Below are 20,543 nucleotides of genomic sequence, written 5' to 3'. Positions count from 1 at the left end.
TTAGTGAGATAATGGAATAGTGAGGGAAAGAACGGATGCTAATTCATTACCAAGGGGGAAAAATATGAAACTCAAGCTATTAGCTGCTATAGCCTTAGTAACTCCCCTATTTTTGATCGGCTCAGTTAAAGCTGAGAACAATCAGGACTTACAAAAGTTGTTGTCAACTGGGGAATGTACTCGGTGCAATCTATCAGGAGTCAACCTCAGTGGTGCTCATTTAATTGGTGCTGACTTGCGAGGTGCAAATCTCAAAGGCGCTAACCTAACATACGCTAACCTCGAAGGTGCTGACCTAACTGATGCCAACTTAGCGGGTGCTAACTTAACATCAGCTTATGTAACTAATGTGAATTTAAAGAAAGCCAATCTCAACGGGGTAAATTTTACCCGCGCGACGATTCACGATTCCAATGTGTATAAGGCATCAATGGATGATCTCAACCTCACTGATGCTGGGATATTTAACACCGGAATCGGTATTGGTGGAGAAGATGGAGAAATGCCTGATTGGGATTAGGCAGTCCTTAATCAGTCCAGTTAAAATTAAGCATCGTCGGCGATTGCGGGTTATAGTTACCCGGTAACCCTAGAAAATTATTAATAAAAGTTAAACCCCTCCGCTTGATAGTAGTTTCCCTATTCTCAAGGTTGAGGGTTTTATTTTATTTACTATTAACTGTAGAAATCAGGTTATAGGCAACGAATGAAATCGTCTATAACCTGAAAATAAACAGGCTAGGTTTTGCCAGTAGCTGATAACTTTAACTTAACGCCTGAGCAGCCACTGCCGACAGTGTCTGGTTGACTGCTTGCTTCAGCACATCTGCTTTATCAGTGCGCTCCCAAGGTAAGTCTAAATCAGTCCTGCCAAAATGACCGTAAGCCGCGACGTCCTGATAAAAACGTCCGCCTCGTGTACTTGGTAGGTTGCGTAAATCGAAGGCATGGATAATTCCCGCTGGACGCAGTTCAAAGTTCTGTTTGATTAATTCCAGCAAGATTTCTTCATCCACTTTGCCAGTACCAAAGGTATCTACCAAAATGCTGGTTGGTCGCGCTACACCGATAGCATAAGATAGCTGGATTTCAACTTTTTCTGCCAACCCAGCAGCGATAATATTTTTCGCCACATAGCGAGCAGCGTAAGCAGCAGAACGGTCTACCTTGGTGGGGTCTTTACCTGAGAAAGCGCCGCCGCCATGTCGTGAATAGCCACCGTAGGTATCCACAATAATTTTCCGTCCTGTGAGACCAGAGTCACCTTGGGGTCCACCAATGACAAATTTGCCGGTGGGATTCACTAAAAAACGTGTTTCCTGATTCGGCTTAATGTCAATGTCTTCAAAAACAGGTTCGACCACCGCTGACCAGAGGTCTTGTTTAATCTTGGCTTGCACCGCTGCCTCATCGGTAATTTCCCCAATGTCGGCTGCGTGTTGGGTAGAAATCAAGATTGTATCAATGCCTACAGGGCGTCCATCTTCGTAGGCTACGGTGACTTGGGTTTTGCCATCAGGGCGCAAGTATGGTAAATCACCTGTTTTGCGAACTGCGGCTAGTCGACGCGCAATGCGGTGGGCGAGACTGATGGGTAAGGGCATCAGTTCTGGTGTTTCGTTGCAGGCAAAGCCAAACATGATCCCTTGGTCACCTGCACCGATTTTATCGAATAGTTGTTCACTATCTTCGGCGCGGGTTTCTTGGGCGGTGTTCACACCCTGGGCAATGTCAGGTGATTGTTCATCCAAAGCTACCAGAACGCTAGCGCTGTTGGCAGAAAATCCGTTATCGGCATTGGTATAGCCAATTTCCGCGATTTTCTTGCGGGCGAGATGGACGTAATTCACATTGGCTTTGGTGGTAATTTCACCCGTAATTAGCACTAAACCAGTATTAACAACTACTTCAGCAGCAACGCGGCTGCTGGGGTCTTGTGCCAGTAAGGTATCGAGAATGGTATCAGAAATCTGATCGCAGATTTTATCTGGATGACCTTCGGTGACTGACTCGGAGGTGAATAAATAGCGACGGGACAAAGGACATTCCTCCTTTTATAGTGTTTTCACTGACTAAACATGGGTATTTAGTTTCAGCTACTAATTTCTGAAATCATAACAATATTGACACATAGATTAATTAGTGTCTTCTGATCTGGAGAGAAACCGCTAACTATAGCTTTAGTATCTCTAACAGAGATCATATTTAGGCTAGTGATAGGAAATTTTATTTGGTTGCAAAAAAGAGGGGACACCCAAAAGCATCCCCGTAAGCTTTGACACTAACACTACTGCGTTAAACTTGAACCGCCAGTTTTGCTTCCTTAGCCGTCAACTGCTCATAAGCAGCACGCATTTTCAAACCTGTCAGCACTTGGAACAAACCGGTACCATTATTGGAACCTGGATACTCACGGTGCTGGAGTAGCAAGTGAGTCATCTCACCTTGATACTTGGTGGATGTCTTGCTGAGATGGGTTTCGATGTAAATTACTTCTTCCAGATCGTCAAATTGACCATCTACTTCTAATACAGAGACGTAGCGTCCGTAGTAAACATCTGAGCCGTAATACAGTTGCATACCAGGATAGGAACAAGTGAGTTTACGTCCGCAGGGAGTCCACTGAATTGTTGATCCTTCATCAAAGAGGTAGGTTGGATCAAAGCCTTCCTTACCTTCCCGCTGGAGCATACGTACCCGCAAAACTTTGCGCTCTGTGTCGTTTTTGATCAAGTTTGTGGGTAACACTTGGAGAACCACATCGGCAAATTCTCTTTGTGGTTCGATAAACTTTTCAAAGTCAGGTTTACGGGAATTGATTTGAGCTAAGACATCTTCGTAGCGATGTCCCCTTTCAGCCATATCTCGCTGGATTTTCCAGGCGATTTTGACTTCATCGCTAATGTCGAAATAAACGCTGAAATCGATTAGCGATCGCACCCGCTCATCATATAACGGATGCAGCCCCTCAACCACTATAATGTGGTTCGGCTCCACCCGCTCTGGCGGATCGAGCAAGCCGGTTTCGTGGTTGTAAATCGGCTTATCAATCCCTTGACCTTCCTTAAGCGCTTTGATTTGCTCATACATCAGGTCAAAGTTGTTCGCCCTAGGGTCTAGTGCGGTTATCCCAGTTTCTTTGCGCTGTTTGCGATCCAGGCAATGATAGTCATCTAAACAGATAACTGTCATTAAATCTTCACCAAACAAATCTATCAAACGACGCAAAAAAGTAGATTTACCGCATCCAGAGTCTCCAGCTACTCCAATCAGTACCACGCGTTCCGGCTTAATGGTCATAAATCTCCTCTAAATACTAAAAAAGATGTGTCAATCAATAATTTTTCACACAGCAGATTTTGAAGCCAGGAATTTAACCCAATGGTATGATCCTGCGTTCTTGCTACCCAACAAGCCTATTACGCATCCGACGCATACACAACAAAATAGTTGTTATTTCGTCGGACTAGCCTGAATTAGCTGCTGGTAAGTATTTAATCCTAGTGGTATATTAGATTTTAACAGAAGGGGGTATTCTATAACAAGATTCGCCCTCATAAAGATGAGAGTGGTTCCCCAATAATCTTGATGATTTAGTTGTTAATTTTCAAAGGCCCATCATCACCGCCCATAAGTAGTTTAGCCTACTCGTCTACAGGGAAAGTCACTCTATATAATCAAGGCCATAAGGTAGATTTTTTTTGGCGGCAAATATTTTAGTGTCCATAAAATTTACTTGGGGGATCAAGATATTCAAAGCAAGATTCTAGAGATTGAATGGTTGAGCCAGTAACCAACATCCGAAAAGCTATTAACAGTAAACCTCTGGATCTGCCCAAATAGAAGTGTAAGGGCTATAGCAAGGTACTGGCAGAGGTTGACAGATTTTTCACAGCAAGTAAAACTGATGATACGATGTTTCCCGCTATGTCGTGTTATTAGCTGTGGTTACTCGAGTCATGGAGTTAGCCATGATCGGGATTTAAAAAATGCAGCCAACAGCATTCTTGGTGACTGGTAACGTTAGCTAAGTCCAAAACAAGCCTCACGCTCACCCTGCGGGTAGAGTTTTGAGATGAATTTTGTGGCAGTGAAGAACCAATCGGGAGAAAAACTTCCAGGATTGGCGCTCAGGAAATTGTCAATGCCCAGAATTGGCAAGCCCAGGGCTAGTTATTGGCTGCGGTCCTGGAGTGGTGGTTTTTGCTAATCAAAACTTTGATCCTCTAGATGCTGCTGTTGCGTACCCTTTCGGCAACCTACGCACCCGCTGGCGCGATCGCCTTAACTGGATTGGTAGTTAACGAAAATAAAGATTAAATTGACTCATTATTAACATTCTCTCAAAGACTTATCTTCTACCTTAGAAGGTGAACAGGTGTGTTTTTTGCTATGCCTGCATGTCTTGGGCGAGTTTACTTAGCAGGGCATTATATTTATGATGCCGTTTTCCCCGGTGCCAGTTTTGTGAAACGAAAATCCGGTAAACTAAAGCTGGCATGGGATGGGAATAGTTTTTTTTTGATAAACGGTTAAGTAAATATCGGAGTGGTAGAACGAATGTACAATCAAGGTGCTGTTGAAGGTGCTGCCAACACAGAATTAGGTAGCCGCATGTTCGTCTACGAAGTGGTGGGTCTGCGTCAGAACGAAGAAACTGATCAAACGAACTACCCAATTCGTAAAAGTGGCAGTGTGTTCATCAGAGTTCCTTACAACCGCATGAATCAAGAAATGCGACGTATCACTCGCCTAGGCGGCAAAATTGTTAGTATTCAGCCCATAACAGATCTACAGCAAGTCAATGGTAAAGCCTCGTTAGGGAACGCTAACAGTGAAGTCAGCGAGTCAGCCATATCTGGGGAAACTGCTAACAGCGAAGTCAGCGAGTCAGCCATATCAGGCTCGACGGCTAACAACGAAGTCAGCGAGTCAGCCATATCTGGGGAAACTGCTAACAGTGAAGGGAATGGTAAAGCCACACCTGTGAACGCTAATAGTGAAGTCAAAGGCTTCGCTAAACAACCAGCTGAAGAACAGCTCAAGAAGAAGGATAAAAAAGGCAACACCATGACTCAAGCGAAAGCTAAAAAAGACGCTCACGCTGACGTTCCTGTTAACATTTACCGTCCCAACGCTCCGTATATTGGTAAGGTAATTTCTAACGAACCGTTAGTCAAAGAAGGCGGGATTGGTATTGTTCAGCACATCAAGTTTGATATTTCTGGCGGGGATTTGAGGTATCTTGAAGGTCAAAGTATCGGCATTATTCCGCCAGGTTTGGACAAGAATGGCAAACCAGAAAAACTCAGACTGTATTCCATCGCCTCAACCCGTCATGGCGATGACGTAGATGACAAGACAATCTCACTTTGCGTCCGTCAGTTGGAGTACAAGCACCCGGAAACTGGCGAAACAGTCTACGGTGTTTGCTCTACGCACCTGTGTTTCCTCCCACCAGGGTCAGATGTAAAAATCACTGGGCCAGTGGGTAAGGAAATGCTGTTACCCAGCGATCCTGAAGCCAATGTGATCATGTTAGCAACTGGAACAGGTATCGCTCCCATGCGGACTTACCTGTGGCGGATGTTTAATGATGCTGAAAAAGCAGCTAACCCAGAATATCAGTTCAAGGGATTCTCTTGGCTGATTTTTGGTGTGCCTACAACTCCAAACCTCCTATATAAGGAAGAACTGGAAGAAATCCAACAGAAGTATCCAGAAAACTTCCGCCTCACTGCTGCCATCAGCCGGGAACAAAAAAATCCCCAAGGTGGCAGAATGTATATCCAAGACCGCGTGGCAGAACACGCAGATGAACTGTGGAAATTGATTAAAGAAGAAAAAACCCACACTTACATCTGCGGTCTGCGGGGTATGGAAGAAGGCATCGACGCAGCTTTGACAACTGCTGCGGCGAAGGAAGGAGTAACCTGGAGTGATTACCAGAAGGATCTCAAGAAAGCTGGCCGCTGGCACGTAGAAACATACTAAGTTAGTCATTGGTAATTGCTTCTTGAGTTAGGGCAACTGACAACTGAGAAAGGATAATCTGTAGGTGGGGCTGATGCTCCGCCTACAATTGTTATTGGTGAACTTGGGTGCAAAATCTGTGGGTGTGAAACTAGGAATACTAGGGTTAGGTACTGTAGGGACGGGCACAGTGCAACTGTTGCAAGACCGGGAGGGGCGTCACCCGTTGTTGCAGGAGATAGAAATATATCGGGTGGGAGTGCGATCGCTAGATCGACCCCGTGCAGTCGAATTGCCACCGTCCGTTTTAACTACAGATTTAGAAGCGATCGTCAACGATCCAGCGGTGGATATAGTGGTTGAGGTGATGGGTGGACTAGAACCAGCGCGATCGCTAATTCTCAAAGCCATCAGCAATGGTAAGCACGTAGTTACCGCCAATAAAGCGGCGATCGCCCGTTTTGGTGCAGAAATCTTTACAGCTGCCAATCAAGCCGGGGTATACGTCATGTTAGAAGCCGCCGTTGGTGGTGGTATTCCCGTGATTCAACCCCTGAAACAGTCTTTAAGTGTTAACCGCATTCATGCCGTGACTGGCATCGTTAACGGTACAACTAATTACATCCTGACGCGGATGCAAACAGAAGGTAGCAACTTCAGCGATGTTTTAGCAGATGCCCAACGATTGGGTTACGCTGAAGCAGACCCGACTGCTGATGTCGATGGCTTAGACGCAGGCGATAAAATTGCCATCCTCGCCTCCTTAGCCTTTGGTGGACGCATCCACCTAGAAGATGTTTATTGCGAGGGAATTCGCCAAGTTAGCAAAACAGATATTGCTTATGCCGAAAAATTGGGCTTTGTGATTAAATTATTAGCGATCGCAAAGCGCGTCCTAGCCCCCAACCTTCCCGGAGGGAAGGTTGCCCCGGTTCTTTCAGAACCGGGGGACGGGTTCGCAACGAACCCGTCGGGGCTGACACGGACGATCGCCAAACGCCAAACTAACGATCACTCCCAGCTGTCAGTCAGAGTTCATCCCACCTTAGTACCCCAAGCCCACCCATTAGCTAGCATTAACGGCGTTTATAATGCCATTCTTGTGGAAGGGGAACCCATTGGGCAGGTAATGTTTTTCGGTCCCGGTGCTGGTGCGGGGGCAACTGCCAGCGCTGTATCATCAGATATCTTAAATCTCGTTGCTACCCTGAAAACCAGTACAACCAACCCAAACCCCCTATTAACCTGTGGGCATGATGATTACGCTCAAATTGCCCCAATTGCAGAACTCGTAACTCGATTTTATGCCCGTTTCTTGACTAAAGACCAACCCAGCGTCATCGGCAACCTGGGTACTTGCTTTGGCAAGCATGGCGTTAGCTTAGAGTCAGTTGTGCAAACTGGTGTTCATGGAGAATTAGCAGAGATTGTGGTTGTTACCCATGATGTCAAAGAAGGGGATTTTCGGCAGGCCCTGGCGGAAATTCGGAATCTGGAAGCAATAGACAGCATTCCCAGCTTATTGCGGGTGCTGTAATTTGATTTTGGGGTTTCCCAGAAAGTAGGATAAAATGTGCATTTTTGGCTTAATTTCCGGGGAATTACGATGACAAATTTACCTCCTAGCGATCGCGATGGGCTACGCCCCGCCAAAGGCGATCGGCTACGCCCCGCCAAAGGCGATCGCCAGTCATCGCCAACAACTGCCCTTGGCTTTGATGAATTTATCGCCATTCTGGTTGTCTTTGCCACTATCGGCGGAATTCTATTTTGGTCACTTGGACGCAGAGATTCTAGTTGGCATTTCCCCGGAGTGCTGACGCCGAACCCAACTTCGTCTCCTGGCATTCTATCAAATCAAGCATTGCCGTCCCCTCTTCCCCAGATAAACAAGAGTGTAGGTTCCCACTCCAACAGCTTGTCATCGCCACCACCTGCGGCTGTTGTTGAACCCAACACAATGCCAACTGACAATGGGACTCCTGCCCCCATCTTGCCACCGATTAAGGTAGTCCCCATTGAGTTACCGACTCCTGGGACATCACCAACATTGTCTTTAGTAACTCCGGCAGAGAAAAAGTCAATTATTCCGCCGCCAATTGCCTTTAATGATGTGCCCAATAATTTCTGGGGACGGCGTTTTATTGATGTTCTTTCTTCCCGTGGTTTGATCAAAGGCTTCCCTGATTATACTTTTAGACCAAATCAGCCTGTAACCCGTGCCGAGTTCGCCGCCATTCTGCAACAAGCCTTTGATAGTGGACTGGATAAGTCCACCATAGCTTTTAAAGATGTGCCGACAAAATTCTGGGCAACTCCAGCCATTGACCAAGCCATCAGTACCGGCTTTTTAAAAGGTTACCCTCAAAACACCTTCAAACCAGAACAAAAGATTTCGCGCGGGCAAGTTTTAGTTGCCCTTGTCAGCGGGTTGAAGCTGAAAGTCCCCGCTGCTTCAAAGCAGAATTTACTTATTTATCAAGATGCTAAAGATATTCCGCAATACGCTACTGGCAAGATCACAGCAGCTACAGCCAACGGTCTTGTGGTTAACTATCCCAATCCAGAAATGCTTGCTCCCAACAAACCAGCGACTCGCGCTGAGGTAGTGGCGATGATTCATCAAGCTTTAGTGCGAATGGGGAGGTTAGAAGAAATTAAGTCGCAAAACATTGTGCCTTCGCCAAGCTTGTCCTTAAACACGAAGCAACTTCCCAAACGCTAGGAAACTCACCTCAATAACCTTGAGAAAAAATAGTCAATCCCCTGCGGGGGAGCGTAGACGCCTGGCATTCGGCTATCCGCAGGGGAGCGAAAGTTCAGATATTAAGCTTCTGGAATATCTTTACCGACAACTTGTGATTTGAGGGTTGTAATTTCACTAGTTAACTCTTGCCTAGTCGAGGCCTTGAGTAAATAGCGGTAAACAAACCAGGCAGAGTAACCAATACCAATCAACTCAAAGGTAGGCGCTACCAAAGGAAGATCATTCAAAGCATCCAATACCGCCAAAAGTACCTTGACTGTAACAATTGCTGTCAGAACTAAACCAAGGCTGACTAGAGGCTGCTTGTATTGATTAAAGAAGCTTCCCACATATTCGGGCAACGTGCCTAAAAATTCAGAAACTTGTTCACCGTACTTTAGCCATTGCTCTTGAGGCTGTACGGGAGGTTGGAGTTTGGTGATCGTTCCTGTTTGGCTGTTGATCTCTGGCACTGTTGCCTCTTGTGACTTGGTTTCCACGAATTCCGGTTCTTGCATTTTCACTCCCATAATTTAGACAGTTGAGTTTCTCTAATCCGGACAATTACAACCACAAGGCAGTTGATACGGCAATGCACTCTTGCATCAGCACAACTGGGTTTAGGGTACAAAGGATTGTAGTGTCCTCTAACCATAGTTGCCCCGTCACCGCTACTGCATCAACTACAAGGTAGAAAGTCAGTAGGACGATAGAAGTCAGAAGGCGACAGGGTAGATTAAAATCAGCTTTCTGATTTCCGTTTTTTGAATCAACTGCAATCCTCAGGTTGCGATTATCCTATGCAGTCTCATTTGCTCGTAATCTGACTCATCGAAGCAGAAATCATGGCAAAATCAGTCCACCTTTCATTTATACAGGTCTAAACGCCGATTTGATCTGATATTAAAGCTATCTTAAGCCGCGTTCGTCAATCAACTTATTCGTCTCGATCTGAATACGTGATAAGTTTTTATGGGCTTACACAGACTAGACTTTAAAAAAATTTATCTGCTATTTGCTCTCCGTTCGCCAATCCAGGCAGAATTTCTACACCATCTACACAGGTGGCAGTGATCGGAGCAATGGCAGCGTGCCGGAAAAATCATTAATCTCTTTTGGCAACCTGGTTTAAATCCGCGTCGTCGGTCATAAGTTGATGCCAGGAGGAGTCAATTGTGTGAAGTAGTAGGCTAGAGTAAGGCTATACCGTTCAACCAAAACTGAGCTTCGGTCGTTGATCTTAAGACCGGTCAACCATAATATAGTATCATTTACATAGCAAATAAGTATTTGCTTTTATTATCAAACCAGATAATGTAAATATTAATCATATTTGAAGTGATTGTATAGGCTAGACTGATTTGGTGATTTTTGCGGGAAGGCAAAGATAATTGAGGAATGCCTTCTCAAAAGCCAACCCCTGTTGACAGTAGTTCAGAAAGCAAACAAGTGCCAGCCGAAGAGCCATCGACAGACGAACTCCCAACTATAGAATTTCCCTCACGCCGGAAACTCAAAGCTAGTTCTTGGCGCATCCATCAAAAAATTGGCTATGGATATTTTGTGGCAATTGGCATTGGCTTTTTCGGTTCACTTACTGGATTGGTGCTTGCCAACTACTACCGGGGGAGAGAAATTAGGCAATTAAATCAAGCCAATGAGCAAGGGCAACTACTGATTAATTATAAAGATGCGGTAGTCGGGGCACAATTACATAGCTCTAACTTGGTTGCAGTATTGGAGGATAGACCCCAACTGTTAATTACAAAAACTAAATTTCTCCAAAGTGTTAACAAAGCTAAGAAATTAGAGCAGAAAATTACCGGATTTATAGACAGTAAGCCTCAGACACTAGCTGCAACTAGCATCACTTTACAGACTTTATTGCAGGATTACGCCACTAATTTAAAATCCTACATTGATCAAATAGAAACTATCTTGCAGCAAATTGAATCTCAAAATGTGCAGCCACAGCAGATTTCCGCCGCTCGAGAGCAGTTGCTAAAAATTATGCGTGGTCAAACTGCCATGCAGCTAGATCAGCTTTCGGAAAAATTGGCCAACATCCTGCGAACTGCCCAAGAGCAAGAGCAGGGAAGGCAAAGAGATGTAGAGCAGGCTAAAATAGTTGAGAGATGCATTGTGATCATGAGTATGCTGGTGTCGGTGGCGATCGCCGCAATCGTGGCTTGGCGTACAAGTCGCGCGATCGCAGAACCAGTGATCACTGTTACTCAAGTAGCTGAACAGGTGGCGAGAAAATCTAATTTTGATTTGCGAGCTCCCGTCACCACCGAAGATGAAATTGGCTTACTCGCAAAATCACTGAATCGGTTAATTGAGCGGGTATCTCAGCGAACAAAAGAATTACAACAAGCTAAAGAATTAGCTGAAGCTGCTAGCAAGGCCAAAAGCCGATTTTTGGCCAATGTCAGCCACGAGTTACGGACACCGTTGAATGCTGTCATTGGTTTGAGCCAACTGCTGCAAGATGATGCTACCGATTTAGGTTTATCAGAAGATTTTATCACTGACCTGGAAACGATCAACTCTGCTGGTAGACATCTTTTAGAACTGATTAATGACATCCTCGACTTGTCGAAAATTGAAGCTGGGAAAATTACCCTCTACCCGGAGACGTTTGAAATCGGCACGTTGATTAATAATGTTGTTCTCACAGTCAAGTCAGCGATTGAGAAAAATGGCAATGTCTTGGAAGTAAATTGCGATCGCCAACTTGGCATGATGTACGCTGATCAAACGAGGATGCGACAGGTATTGTTAAACTTACTCAGCAACGCTGCCAAATTTACCACCAACGGCATTGTGACACTCACAGTTAAAAGTGAAAAGCAAGATTTACTCAGAAATACTCCTTTTGGCATCATTACTTTTACCGTTAACGACACAGGTATTGGTATGTCTCCCAGTCAACAGCAGCAGTTATTTCAACCTTTTACACAAGGGGATAACTCAACTACAAAAAAATATGGCGGTACTGGATTAGGGTTAGCAATTAGCCGCCACTTTTGTCAGATGATGGGTGGTGAGATTATTGTCAAAAGTCAGCCTGGAGTTGGTTCTACTTTTACCGTGCGCTTACCGCTGACTGTGCAAGAATGATTGCGGTAATACCATTTTTCTTAAAGCTTGATACATATGATTTATCTTAGCCCGCTTTTTTAATGGGAGCCAGTTGCGTGGGCGGGTTTCCCGACTTGAGCAAACTGGCGTGAGTTGGGGGGATCTGATTTGTTTCAACCTTATGGGAAATTGGTATAAGTGCGCGGAAAGGCTTTAAATCTGATTTATAAGACTTTTCATTTGAATATCACACGAGACACAGCAATGCTGTGTCTCTACGGTATTGTAGGCAACGGGAAATAGTTATAAATCTAATACAGTTCAGTTAAGCATTTTTGTAGGTTAGGTTTTACTTCGTTCAACCCAACAAATGATTGCATTATTTGATTATAATCTATTCCTCAAGCTATCTAATATAAAATATAATCCTTACCAGACTCAAACAGCCCCAAATTTTGCCACAATAGAAAAAACATCCTCACTCTTACACAACACCTTAAATTGCTCAAAAAAAACCTCCCCTTCCTCTCTGCGCCTTTGCGTGAGATAAAACTCAATAACTAAACATCTACCATTAACAATAAAAACCTATGCTTACCCAAAATAAAAAACAAATTGACTGGAAACCAATAATCAAAAAATTTGAAGCAGCACTCGGCAAAAACGGCGTAGTCAAAACCCGTGAAGAACTCATCACTTATGAATGTGACGGTTTAACCAGCTATCGTCAACGTCCCGCTTTAGTGGTTTTGCCAAGAACGACAGAACAAGTTGCCGCAGCAGTCAAGATATGCAACCAATACTCCGTTCCCTTCATCGCACGGGGTTCTGGTACCGGCTTATCGGGTGGCGCTTTGCCGTCAGAAGACTCCGTTTTGATTGTCACATCCCTCATGCGGCAAATACTCAAGATTGATTTAGAAAATCAGCAAGCAATTGTCCAACCAGGAGTAATTAACAGTTGGGTAACACAAGCTGTTAGTGGTGCTGGATTTTACTACGCTCCCGACCCTTCCAGCCAAATTATTTGCTCAATTGGCGGCAATATTGCCGAAAATTCTGGGGGTGTCCATTGTTTAAAATACGGCGTTACCACTAACCACGTTTTAGGTTTAAAACTCGTACTTCCAGATGGTGAAATTGTCGATGTCGGGGGACAAATTCCCGAAACACCTGGTTATGATTTAACGGGTGTTTTTGTCGGTTCAGAAGGTACTTTAGGTATCGCTACAGAAATCACTTTGCGAATTCTTAAAAGTGCCGAATCAATTTGTGTGCTTTTAGCAGATTTTACCAGCGTAGAAGCGGCTGCGGCGAGTGTTTCTGATATCATCAGCGCCGGAATTATTCCTGGTGGCATGGAAATGATGGATAACATCAGCATCAATGCTGTAGAAGATGTGGTAGCAACAAATTGTTATCCGCGTGATGCTACCGCAATTTTGTTAGTAGAAATTGATGGGTTGGAAGTAGAAGTTGCTGTGAATAAACAGCGTATCGCCGAAATTTGTTTAAAAAATGGGGCGCGAAATATTACTACTGCCAATGACCTAGAAACACGATTAAAATTGTGGAAAGGACGCAAAGCTGCTTTTGCCGCTGCGGGACATTTAAGCCCAGATTATTATGTGCAGGATGGGGTAATTCCCCGGACTCAATTACCTTATGTTTTACAGGAAATTGAATCATTAAGTCAAAAATATGGTTACACTATTGCTAATGTATTCCATGCTGGTGATGGCAACCTACACCCACTAATTTTGTTTGATAATTCTGTATCGGGAGAATTAGAGAAGGTGGAAGAATTAGGAGGAGAAATTCTCAAGCTTTGTGTTAAAGTTGGTGGTAGCATTTCTGGTGAACATGGCATTGGTGCGGATAAAAAGTGCTATATGCCTGATATGTTTAGTGAAGCTGATTTAGAAACTATGCAATGGGTGCGGCAAGTATTTAATCCTCAAGGGTTAGCAAATCCGGGAAAGATATTCCCCACGCCGCGCACTTGTGGTGAAGCCGCCAACGCTGCAAATATTAAGCAGTTTGCAGGGGTAGAAAAATTTTAATTTTGCGCCCAAAAATGTTATAACTTTTTACTACTGTAGAGACCTTGCATGCAAAGTCTCTACACATTTCTTACAAATACAGATTTGGAGATCATTTATCAAGTAAACATAAAGTAGTAAATAATAGTCAAATCTTTGTATATTCCGGAAGGTTGTGACTTTATTTTGTAGTTATATGTACACGTACAAAACTAAGTCAAACCTACAGATGAAGCGGGTGATTCGCAGTTGTGTTTTTTACTTGCTATGTCTGGGATTAGTAATCAATTTAACAGTATTTTCTCTTTCTTCACTTTCTTCTATTTCTGTTTCTTCTCAACAAGCAAGTCCCTTAAAAACAGAAGTTCGCGGTGTTTGGCTGACTAATGTTGCTAGTGGTGTCCTCTTTGTACCTTGGGGGATTAACCGCGCTATCAACCAACTATCGGCACTCAATTTTAATACGGTTTATCCTGTAGTTTGGAATCGGGGTTATACCTTTTACCAAAGTGCTCTAGCCAAAACAGTTACAGGTTCAGAAACAGAACCTTTATTGAATTTAATGCACGGGGGAAGGGATTTTTTAGCTAAGTTAGTCAAGCTTGCTAAAATCAAAAACTTGAGTGTTATTCCCTGGTTTGAATATGGGTTAATGACGCCGCCTAATTCTGAATTGGCGAAGAGATATCCAGATTGGTTAACAATTGGGCAAACAAATATCAGTGCTGTTCAAGAAATTCCCCAAGATGAAATTAATAACGGCTTTTCAACTCAGCAAGCTTGGCTAAATCCTCTACATCCCCAAGTTCAAGAATTCATCCAAGGGTTAATTATGGAAGTTGTCAGAAATTACGATGTTGATGGGGTGCAGTTTGATGATCATTTTGGCATGCCAGTGCAGTTTGGTTACGATCGCTTCACTATCCAACTTTACCAGCAAGAGCACCAAGGCAAAAGTCCCCCTACAGACCCTTTTAACCCAGAATGGATGCGTTGGCGAGCCGATAAACTGACCAATTTTATGGCACAAATCTATCAAGCTGTGAAAGCGGTGAAACCTCACACCAAAATCTCACTATCTCCCAATTCTCAATATTTTGCGTATAAATACTATTTGCAAGACTGGGAAGGTTGGGTAAAAAAAGGTTTAGTCGATGAATTGATTTTGCAAGTATATCGAGATCATCAACGCAATTTTATCTGGGAACTAGAAACATCTGCGGTGAAATTTGCTCGGACTCAAATTCCCGTAGGTGTGGGCATATCAACGGGGACACTGCGTCACCCTGTGGATATCGCCCGAATTAGAGAACAGGTGCAAACAGTGCGCGATCGCAATTTTAGCGGGATTTCCTTTTTTTATTGGGAAAGTTTGTGGGGTTATATCTCCCCAGAATCACCCAAACAGCGACGCCAAGTTTTTCAAGAAATGTTTCAGGCTAAAGCCATTAAACCATGATCAAGGTAAAAAGTGTCAAAACTAAATTTAGCTGGACATGGCTGTGGGTTTTAGCCACATTTGGCGGGTTTTTGCTGAGTTTACTCTTGATTGAAATTGGTGGACGAAAAGATATTGGCATTATAGAAGCCTCTATCGGCGGATTGGCGATCGCCATTCCGCAAAGTTGTATACTCAGGACATCAATCTTCTCTTTGCGGTGGGTATTGGCAACGCTGTTGGGTTGGGCGATGATTGCCGCTACTAGCGTCGGTGCGGTAGGGTGGATTGTACCCACAACCGAGTCTCTTCCCCTAAGGCTGATCTTAGGAACAATTTCGGGAGCTATTGGCGGATTGGGTATTGGTTTGGCACAATGGTGGTTAGCAATTCCGCAATCAGTCACTTCGGGGTGGCGATGGGTATTCGTCAGTTCGGCGAGTTGGGCGGTGGCTGTACCTGTCGGTTCGGTTGTGGGGATGTTTTTGCGTCGTCTGACGCAGTTATTCTTAGGTGAAGTCGTTGGATTAGCTATCACTTGGCTGATAGTGGCAATTTTCACCGGAATTAATGCTTACAGATTGCTCCGGTAACTTTCAATTTCTGCCAGGAATTAAATACCTCAGAGAGAAAAATTGCCAAAATCGGATTTTAGAACCACCCCTGAATCGGGATTTTATGAATATTTATCACAATTATCAACCCCAATGCTGGATTATCTCTCAGTATATGCAACAATTCTAAAACATTATTAACAATGAATCTCCGTAACTTCTCACGAACCTGCATGAGCATTTTCGCCTTCAACGAGCAGGATTTGTTAAGCTTACCCCGATTAGCTTTCCGAGATTTCTGGTAAGAAGTAGAGAACGATACAAATATTCATGAGCAAGGGCTGATAATGCATAGCTTTAGGCGCTAAGGAGCATTGTATCAAATACAAAAGAGAGCGCCTAGAAGAGTCAGCAACACAAAAAAGGGACTCTCTTATGTCAATAAATCCAGTTGAATCCATCTTAGAGTTGAAACAACCAGCACCTCCTCAGCTTCTCTTCGGCACAGAAGTAGATGAAAAAAGCAGTAGTGAGCAATTCCTACTGAGTATGTACAATTCTGTGCAGGCATCTATATTTGTAGTTGATGTTCTCGATGACGGAGATTTTCGCTATTTAGCGCTTAATCCCACTCATGAGCGATGGCTGGGGATTTGCTCCGATGAACTCCGGGGTAAAAAACCAGAAGATATCCTTTCACCCGTGGATGCAGCTAGAGTGCGTCAACATTACGCCGACTGTGTACGCTTTGGCAAAACAATTTCTTATGAACAATGTTTGCAATTCCAGGGAAATTCTACTTGGTGGAGTACGACGTTGACACCACTACGGGATGCAGACTCCAGAATTTACAGATTGATTGGCACCAGCCGGAATATTACCCCTTCTAAGCAAGCAGAACAAGTGGGGGGATGGCAAGTTGAACGGGAACGTTTGCTAGAAGCAGTTGCTCACCGAATTCGCCAAGCTGAAGATTTAGAAACGATTCTCCAGCAGACAGTTAAAGAAGCGCGGCAGTTGCTAGAATGCGATCGCATCTTGATTTACCGCTTACAACCAGATACTGGTGGGTTAATCATTGCCGAATCAACCGTAACAGCTAATAGCCAGCTACTAGGGCAAAACATCAACGATCCCTGTTTTAGCAGCACCCATCGAAAACGCTACCAGCGCGGTTGTATTCAAGTTGTCGAAGATATTTATGCCGCCGGCTTAGATCCTTGTCATCGAGATTTCCTCGCTTCTTTGCAAGTGCGAGCTAATTTGATCGTGCCGATTGTGCTAAAACAGGAATTATGGGGGCTGATGATTGCCCAGCATTGTTGTAAACCCCATCAATGGCAACAACCAGAAATTGACTTACTCAAGCAACTAGCAATCCAAATCAGCATTGCAGCCCAACAGGCAGAACTACATCAGCAAGTAAAATATCTCCAAGCCCAACTGGAGTTACAGAAGCAGCAGTTGCAGCAAGGGCAAAACTTTCAAGCTTTGATACGCCGAATAACAGAACAAATCCGCGACAATTTGGATGAAACCAAAGTTCTGAAAACAGTCGCAGCGGAATTGTCACATTTACTCAAACTTGAACGTTGCCAAATTGAACTTTATAGTACCTGTCACACCTCGGCAACCGTTATCTGTGAATACACCACAAATTTACCTCATTGCCAGGGATTAACTAGACAGATTGCAGACTTTCCCGAAGTTTATCAGCCACTATTGCATAAACAAATTTTGCAATCTTGGGAAATTGTCCCCGAATGGGATGCAAATTTGCAAGTTGTCACCCAAATGGCTTGTCCCATTTTCGACAATCAAGGAATTTTAGGCAATATTTGGCTGATTCGACCAACACAAGGGGCATTTGACGAATTAGAGATAGCTTTAGCCCAGCAGATTGCCGATGAATGTGCGATCGCCATCCGTCAATCTCAACTATACGCCCAAACAAAAGCACAGCAACAAGAAATCGCCAACCGCGAACGCCTAAAAAACGAATTTCTCAGAACCCTTTCTCAAGAACTGCGAACCCCCGTAACTAATATTAGCCTCGCCGCCCAAACCCTAGAAAGCGTTCTCACCCCAAACGCCAAAATAGATCCAGAACTAATATCACAACTCTTACAGATTCTCCATAACGAATGTGGACGAGAAAGCAAATTAATTAAAGATTTACTCACCCTCACCTATCTCAAAACCGAACCCGAACCGCCGACATTAATCGCCATCGACTTACAAACCTGGCTTCCTCCCATTGTCGAATCTTTTCGCGATCTCGCCAGTTGCCAGCGACAAAAGCTAGAATTAAGGGTTGAAGCAGAACTCCCGCCTTTAGAAACAGACATCACCGATTTAGAGCGAATTGTCAGCGAACTCCTGCACCATGCTTGCAAATGCACCCCGGAGGGCGAATCAATCACAGTTTCCGCTTACCTAACAGCAGACTCAGTGCAGCTAAGTCTGAGCAATTCCGGCGTTGAGATACCCAGCCACGAACTATCCCAGATATTCCAGCCCTTTTACCGCATAGCCAAAAATGCCCCCTGGAAATCCAGCGACACCGGGCTAGAGTTAACTTTGGTGAAGACTCTAGTCAAGCATTTAGGCGGCTCAATTCAAGCAGAGAGTGCAGCCGGTAAAATCACCTTCACAATTAAATTTCCCCTTTAGCCAGTTTTTCAACTGCCACACTGGCGCAGTCCTCAAAATCCTGCTATGATGGTTTTTAGTGTGGGTGACTAGCTCAACGGTAGAGCAGTAGACTCTTAATCTATTGGTTGCGGGTTCAAATCCCTCGTCACCCACTAACAGCTTTTTAACTACCACCAATATATCTGAGCTTACAACCGATGCAAAGTATAAAATTACATTCTCGTGTAGGCGCAGACGGCATTTTACATCTAGACCTTCCTGTAGGAATTACAGATACAGAAATAGAAGTGACAGTGACAGTTAAACCTGTAACTTCTGTAACTCAAATAAAAGGCTGGATACCTGGTTTTTTTGACAATGTAATTGGTGGTTGGGTGGGAGAACCTTTAGAAAGACCAGACCAAGGAGAATTTGAAATAAGGGAACATTTATTTTGATTTATCTCCTAGATACTAATGTTTGTATTCGTTTGTTAAATAATAGTAGTTCTGCTGTAAAAGCACGAATTCAACTAGAACAACCAGAAGATATTTATATTTCTACAATCACCCAATTAGAACTTTATTATGGAGCGTATCGTAGTGTTCAACAAGAGAAAAATTTAGAACTATTACAACGGTTTTGCAGTCAGTTTACTACTATACCATTAGACCCAGAAGCAGCAAGAATAGCTGGCAGAATTCGTGCTGAGTTGGCTGCTAGTGGTAAGCCAATTGGCCCTTATGATGTGCAAATTGCAGCTATTGCAATGGCAAATAATTTGATATTGATAACGCACAATACGCGAGAATTTAATCGAGTAAATGGGTTACAAATTGAGGATTGGGAAGAAGAGGTTTAATGTCAAAATTAAGTAATACATTTAATTTCGCTCTTTCTCACATTGTAGGTTGGGCTTACCGTGTGAGAACCCAACGATTACCTTGATGGTGTTGGTTTTCGTCCCTCAACCCAACCTACAGCGTTGAGCAATAATCACAATAGATTCTTGTATTAATCTTCACATTTAACATAGCGGCCAAGATTTTTGCCGACTCCAGGCTCAAATCTAGTACATTCTTCTTGTTTTTGTAGCACTGGATTTTTACTCAAGAAATCCATACTTAAAAAGATAGAAACGACTATACACAGCATAATTACTAAAATATGAATTTTATATATAAAAGTTTTGTTTTTTTCTTCTTCATTAAGATTTATTTTTAATTTTTTACTTATGTAACCTAACATCTTAGAGAAAAAATAAGATGATAAAACAACAAAAAACCATAAAAAAAGAAAATTTGCTACATTATTAAGATTCTCCCAACGATTTGTTTCTCCTATTGGATGGTATAAACTATTGAAATTACGATACATCCAAATCATTGGTGGAACAACAATTAAAGAAGTAACTATAATCGTAACTATATTAAAAACAGACTTATTGTTTGAAATAGATTCTGGTATCAAAGCAAGCACAATAAATGATAAAATAAAAAGGATAACAAAAGTAATTAATGCCGTTATAAATAGGAACATAAATAACTATAAAAAGCAATAAACAAATTAAGCTAGATGTGAATAAAAAACCATCACACACCAGGAGGTTTTCCAACTCTGTCACAGTGGCTATTTTGGAATCATCAACGCAATTATAATGGTTAAAAACCTAATCTACATTAGATATATATTAGGAATATAGTAAGTCATGTAGGGTGTATTAGCGACAGCTACCTAGTCTAATTTCTTTCTTCTGGTATCCACTCGTGTGAAACAGTAAAGATCCATTTATTACTAGGAGGTTCACCAGTCTTGACACAAATAACTATTCCCATTCTATTTCCTTCTAGTATTTGGTTTAGTCCCTCTGGCTGTGTAACAAAAGCATTTATACCAAGATTCTTTTTTTCTCTAGTTGATGTATTTTTATAACTGTAGTCAATAGCAATTTCTTCATTAGGTGCAACGACCCACCAATCGCTTGAAGTATTCCATACTTTAAATAATTTCATTTTTTATTAACTATATAATTACCTCAGTACTATATCACTGGGTTGTATAATTGTCTAGTC

General features: G+C 43.1%; 16 protein-coding genes and 1 tRNA gene. 12 read left to right on the top strand and 5 right to left on the bottom strand.

The genetic code is table 11. The annotated features are described in order from the left end of the window. The first annotated feature begins 64 nt into the window (after positions 1-64). Positions 65-520, top strand: coding sequence for a pentapeptide repeat-containing protein (locus CYLST_RS16595; RefSeq protein ID WP_015208883.1), 456 nt, complete (start codon positions 65-67; stop codon positions 518-520). Positions 521-764: 244 nt separating this feature from the next. Here CYLST_RS16595 and metK read toward each other — a convergent pair whose 3' ends face one another. Further along, entirely contained in the window at positions 765-2,039 is a 1,275-nt protein-coding gene (gene metK, locus CYLST_RS16590) for a methionine adenosyltransferase (RefSeq protein ID WP_015208882.1), read from the bottom strand. A 256-nt stretch (positions 2,040-2,295) separates the two neighbouring features. Further along, positions 2,296-3,300, bottom strand: a complete 1,005-nt coding sequence (locus tag CYLST_RS16585; RefSeq protein WP_015208881.1) for a phosphoribulokinase — start codon at positions 3,298-3,300, stop codon at positions 2,296-2,298. Between the two features lie 1,260 nt (positions 3,301-4,560). Between CYLST_RS16585 and petH the strand changes: the two genes are divergently transcribed. The 3 genes from petH (at position 4,561) to CYLST_RS16570 (ending at position 8,698) form a co-directional block, all read left to right on the top strand. After that, entirely contained in the window at positions 4,561-5,994 is a 1,434-nt protein-coding gene (petH, locus tag CYLST_RS16580) for a ferredoxin--NADP reductase (protein WP_015208880.1), read from the top strand. 118 nt (positions 5,995-6,112) lie between these two features. Next, on the top strand, positions 6,113-7,510 hold the full coding sequence (locus CYLST_RS16575) for a homoserine dehydrogenase (RefSeq protein WP_085960783.1): 1,398 nt from the start codon (positions 6,113-6,115) through the stop codon (positions 7,508-7,510). A gap of 69 nt (positions 7,511-7,579) precedes the next feature. After that, entirely contained in the window at positions 7,580-8,698 is a 1,119-nt protein-coding gene (locus tag CYLST_RS16570; RefSeq protein WP_015208878.1) for an S-layer homology domain-containing protein, read from the top strand. 101 nt (positions 8,699-8,799) lie between these two features. Here the strand turns inward: CYLST_RS16570 and CYLST_RS16565 are convergent, their stop codons facing one another. Beyond that, a complete protein-coding gene (locus CYLST_RS16565; RefSeq protein WP_015208877.1) occupies positions 8,800-9,237 on the bottom strand; it encodes a CAAD domain-containing protein in 438 nt (145 codons plus the stop codon). An 880-nt stretch (positions 9,238-10,117) separates the two neighbouring features. Between CYLST_RS16565 and CYLST_RS16560 the strand changes: the two genes are divergently transcribed. The 8 genes from CYLST_RS16560 (at position 10,118) to vapC (ending at position 19,333) form a co-directional block, all read left to right on the top strand. Beyond that, positions 10,118-11,842 (top strand): sensor histidine kinase, encoded by a 1,725-nt coding sequence (locus CYLST_RS16560; RefSeq protein ID WP_015208876.1) that lies wholly within the window; start codon positions 10,118-10,120, stop codon positions 11,840-11,842. A gap of 551 nt (positions 11,843-12,393) precedes the next feature. After that, positions 12,394-13,866 carry a glycolate oxidase subunit GlcD gene (gene glcD, locus CYLST_RS16555; protein WP_015208875.1) on the top strand — a complete coding sequence of 491 codons (1,473 nt, stop codon included), beginning with the start codon at positions 12,394-12,396 and terminating at the stop codon, positions 13,864-13,866. Positions 13,867-14,074: 208 nt separating this feature from the next. Then, the gene (locus tag CYLST_RS16550; protein WP_041233138.1) at positions 14,075-15,304 is read left to right on the top strand and encodes a glycoside hydrolase family 10-like protein; all 1,230 of its coding nucleotides are present in this window, start codon (positions 14,075-14,077) and stop codon (positions 15,302-15,304) included. Beyond that, the gene (locus CYLST_RS16545) at positions 15,301-15,876 is read left to right on the top strand and encodes a hypothetical protein (protein ID WP_015208873.1); all 576 of its coding nucleotides are present in this window, start codon (positions 15,301-15,303) and stop codon (positions 15,874-15,876) included. Before CYLST_RS16550 ends, CYLST_RS16545 begins: the two co-directional genes overlap by 4 nt. Before the next feature lie 396 nt (positions 15,877-16,272). Further along, the gene (locus tag CYLST_RS16540; protein WP_015208872.1) at positions 16,273-18,510 is read left to right on the top strand and encodes a GAF domain-containing protein; all 2,238 of its coding nucleotides are present in this window, start codon (positions 16,273-16,275) and stop codon (positions 18,508-18,510) included. A 62-nt stretch (positions 18,511-18,572) separates the two neighbouring features. After that, positions 18,573-18,644, top strand: a tRNA-Lys gene (locus tag CYLST_RS16535). A 45-nt stretch (positions 18,645-18,689) separates the two neighbouring features. Beyond that, positions 18,690-18,929 (top strand): hypothetical protein, encoded by a 240-nt coding sequence (locus CYLST_RS16530; RefSeq protein ID WP_015208871.1) that lies wholly within the window; start codon positions 18,690-18,692, stop codon positions 18,927-18,929. Beyond that, on the top strand, positions 18,926-19,333 hold the full coding sequence (gene vapC / locus CYLST_RS16525) for a type II toxin-antitoxin system tRNA(fMet)-specific endonuclease VapC (RefSeq protein ID WP_015208870.1): 408 nt from the start codon (positions 18,926-18,928) through the stop codon (positions 19,331-19,333). The genes CYLST_RS16530 and vapC overlap by 4 nt, the downstream gene beginning before the upstream one ends. Positions 19,334-19,485: 152 nt before the next feature. Here the strand turns inward: vapC and CYLST_RS16520 are convergent, their stop codons facing one another. Further along, on the bottom strand, positions 19,486-20,010 hold the full coding sequence (locus tag CYLST_RS16520; protein WP_015208869.1) for a hypothetical protein: 525 nt from the start codon (positions 20,008-20,010) through the stop codon (positions 19,486-19,488). 200 nt (positions 20,011-20,210) lie between these two features. After that, complete coding sequence (locus tag CYLST_RS16515) at positions 20,211-20,483, bottom strand: hypothetical protein (protein ID WP_041233137.1); 273 nt, start codon at positions 20,481-20,483, stop codon at positions 20,211-20,213. Positions 20,484-20,543: the final 60 nt, after the last annotated feature.

Source organism: Cylindrospermum stagnale PCC 7417 (assembly GCF_000317535.1).
Taxonomy (GTDB): domain Bacteria; phylum Cyanobacteriota; class Cyanobacteriia; order Cyanobacteriales; family Nostocaceae; genus Cylindrospermum; species Cylindrospermum stagnale.
Note: the sequence above shows the minus strand (reverse complement) of the source record. Positions and strands in the feature narration are given on the sequence as shown.

Bases quoted from the DNA above. Each gene is read 5' to 3' on its own strand.
- CYLST_RS16550 (WP_041233138.1), top strand. From the start codon at position 14,075: ATGAAGCGGGTGATTCGCAGTTGTGTTTTTTACTTGCTATGTCTGGGA.
- CYLST_RS16515 (WP_041233137.1), bottom strand. From the start codon at position 20,483: ATGAAATTATTTAAAGTATGGAATACTTCAAGCGATTGGTGGGTCGTT.
- CYLST_RS16530 (WP_015208871.1), top strand. From the start codon at position 18,690: ATGCAAAGTATAAAATTACATTCTCGTGTAGGCGCAGACGGCATTTTA.
- CYLST_RS16540 (WP_015208872.1), top strand. From the start codon at position 16,273: ATGTCAATAAATCCAGTTGAATCCATCTTAGAGTTGAAACAACCAGCA.
- CYLST_RS16570 (WP_015208878.1), top strand. From the start codon at position 7,580: ATGACAAATTTACCTCCTAGCGATCGCGATGGGCTACGCCCCGCCAAA.
- CYLST_RS16520 (WP_015208869.1), bottom strand. From the start codon at position 20,010: ATGTTCCTATTTATAACGGCATTAATTACTTTTGTTATCCTTTTTATT.
- CYLST_RS16565 (WP_015208877.1), bottom strand. From the start codon at position 9,237: ATGCAAGAACCGGAATTCGTGGAAACCAAGTCACAAGAGGCAACAGTG.
- CYLST_RS16545 (WP_015208873.1), top strand. From the start codon at position 15,301: ATGATCAAGGTAAAAAGTGTCAAAACTAAATTTAGCTGGACATGGCTG.
- CYLST_RS16595 (WP_015208883.1), top strand. From the start codon at position 65: ATGAAACTCAAGCTATTAGCTGCTATAGCCTTAGTAACTCCCCTATTT.
- glcD (WP_015208875.1), top strand. From the start codon at position 12,394: ATGCTTACCCAAAATAAAAAACAAATTGACTGGAAACCAATAATCAAA.
- CYLST_RS16560 (WP_015208876.1), top strand. From the start codon at position 10,118: ATGCCTTCTCAAAAGCCAACCCCTGTTGACAGTAGTTCAGAAAGCAAA.
- CYLST_RS16585 (WP_015208881.1), bottom strand. From the start codon at position 3,300: ATGACCATTAAGCCGGAACGCGTGGTACTGATTGGAGTAGCTGGAGAC.
- petH (WP_015208880.1), top strand. From the start codon at position 4,561: ATGTACAATCAAGGTGCTGTTGAAGGTGCTGCCAACACAGAATTAGGT.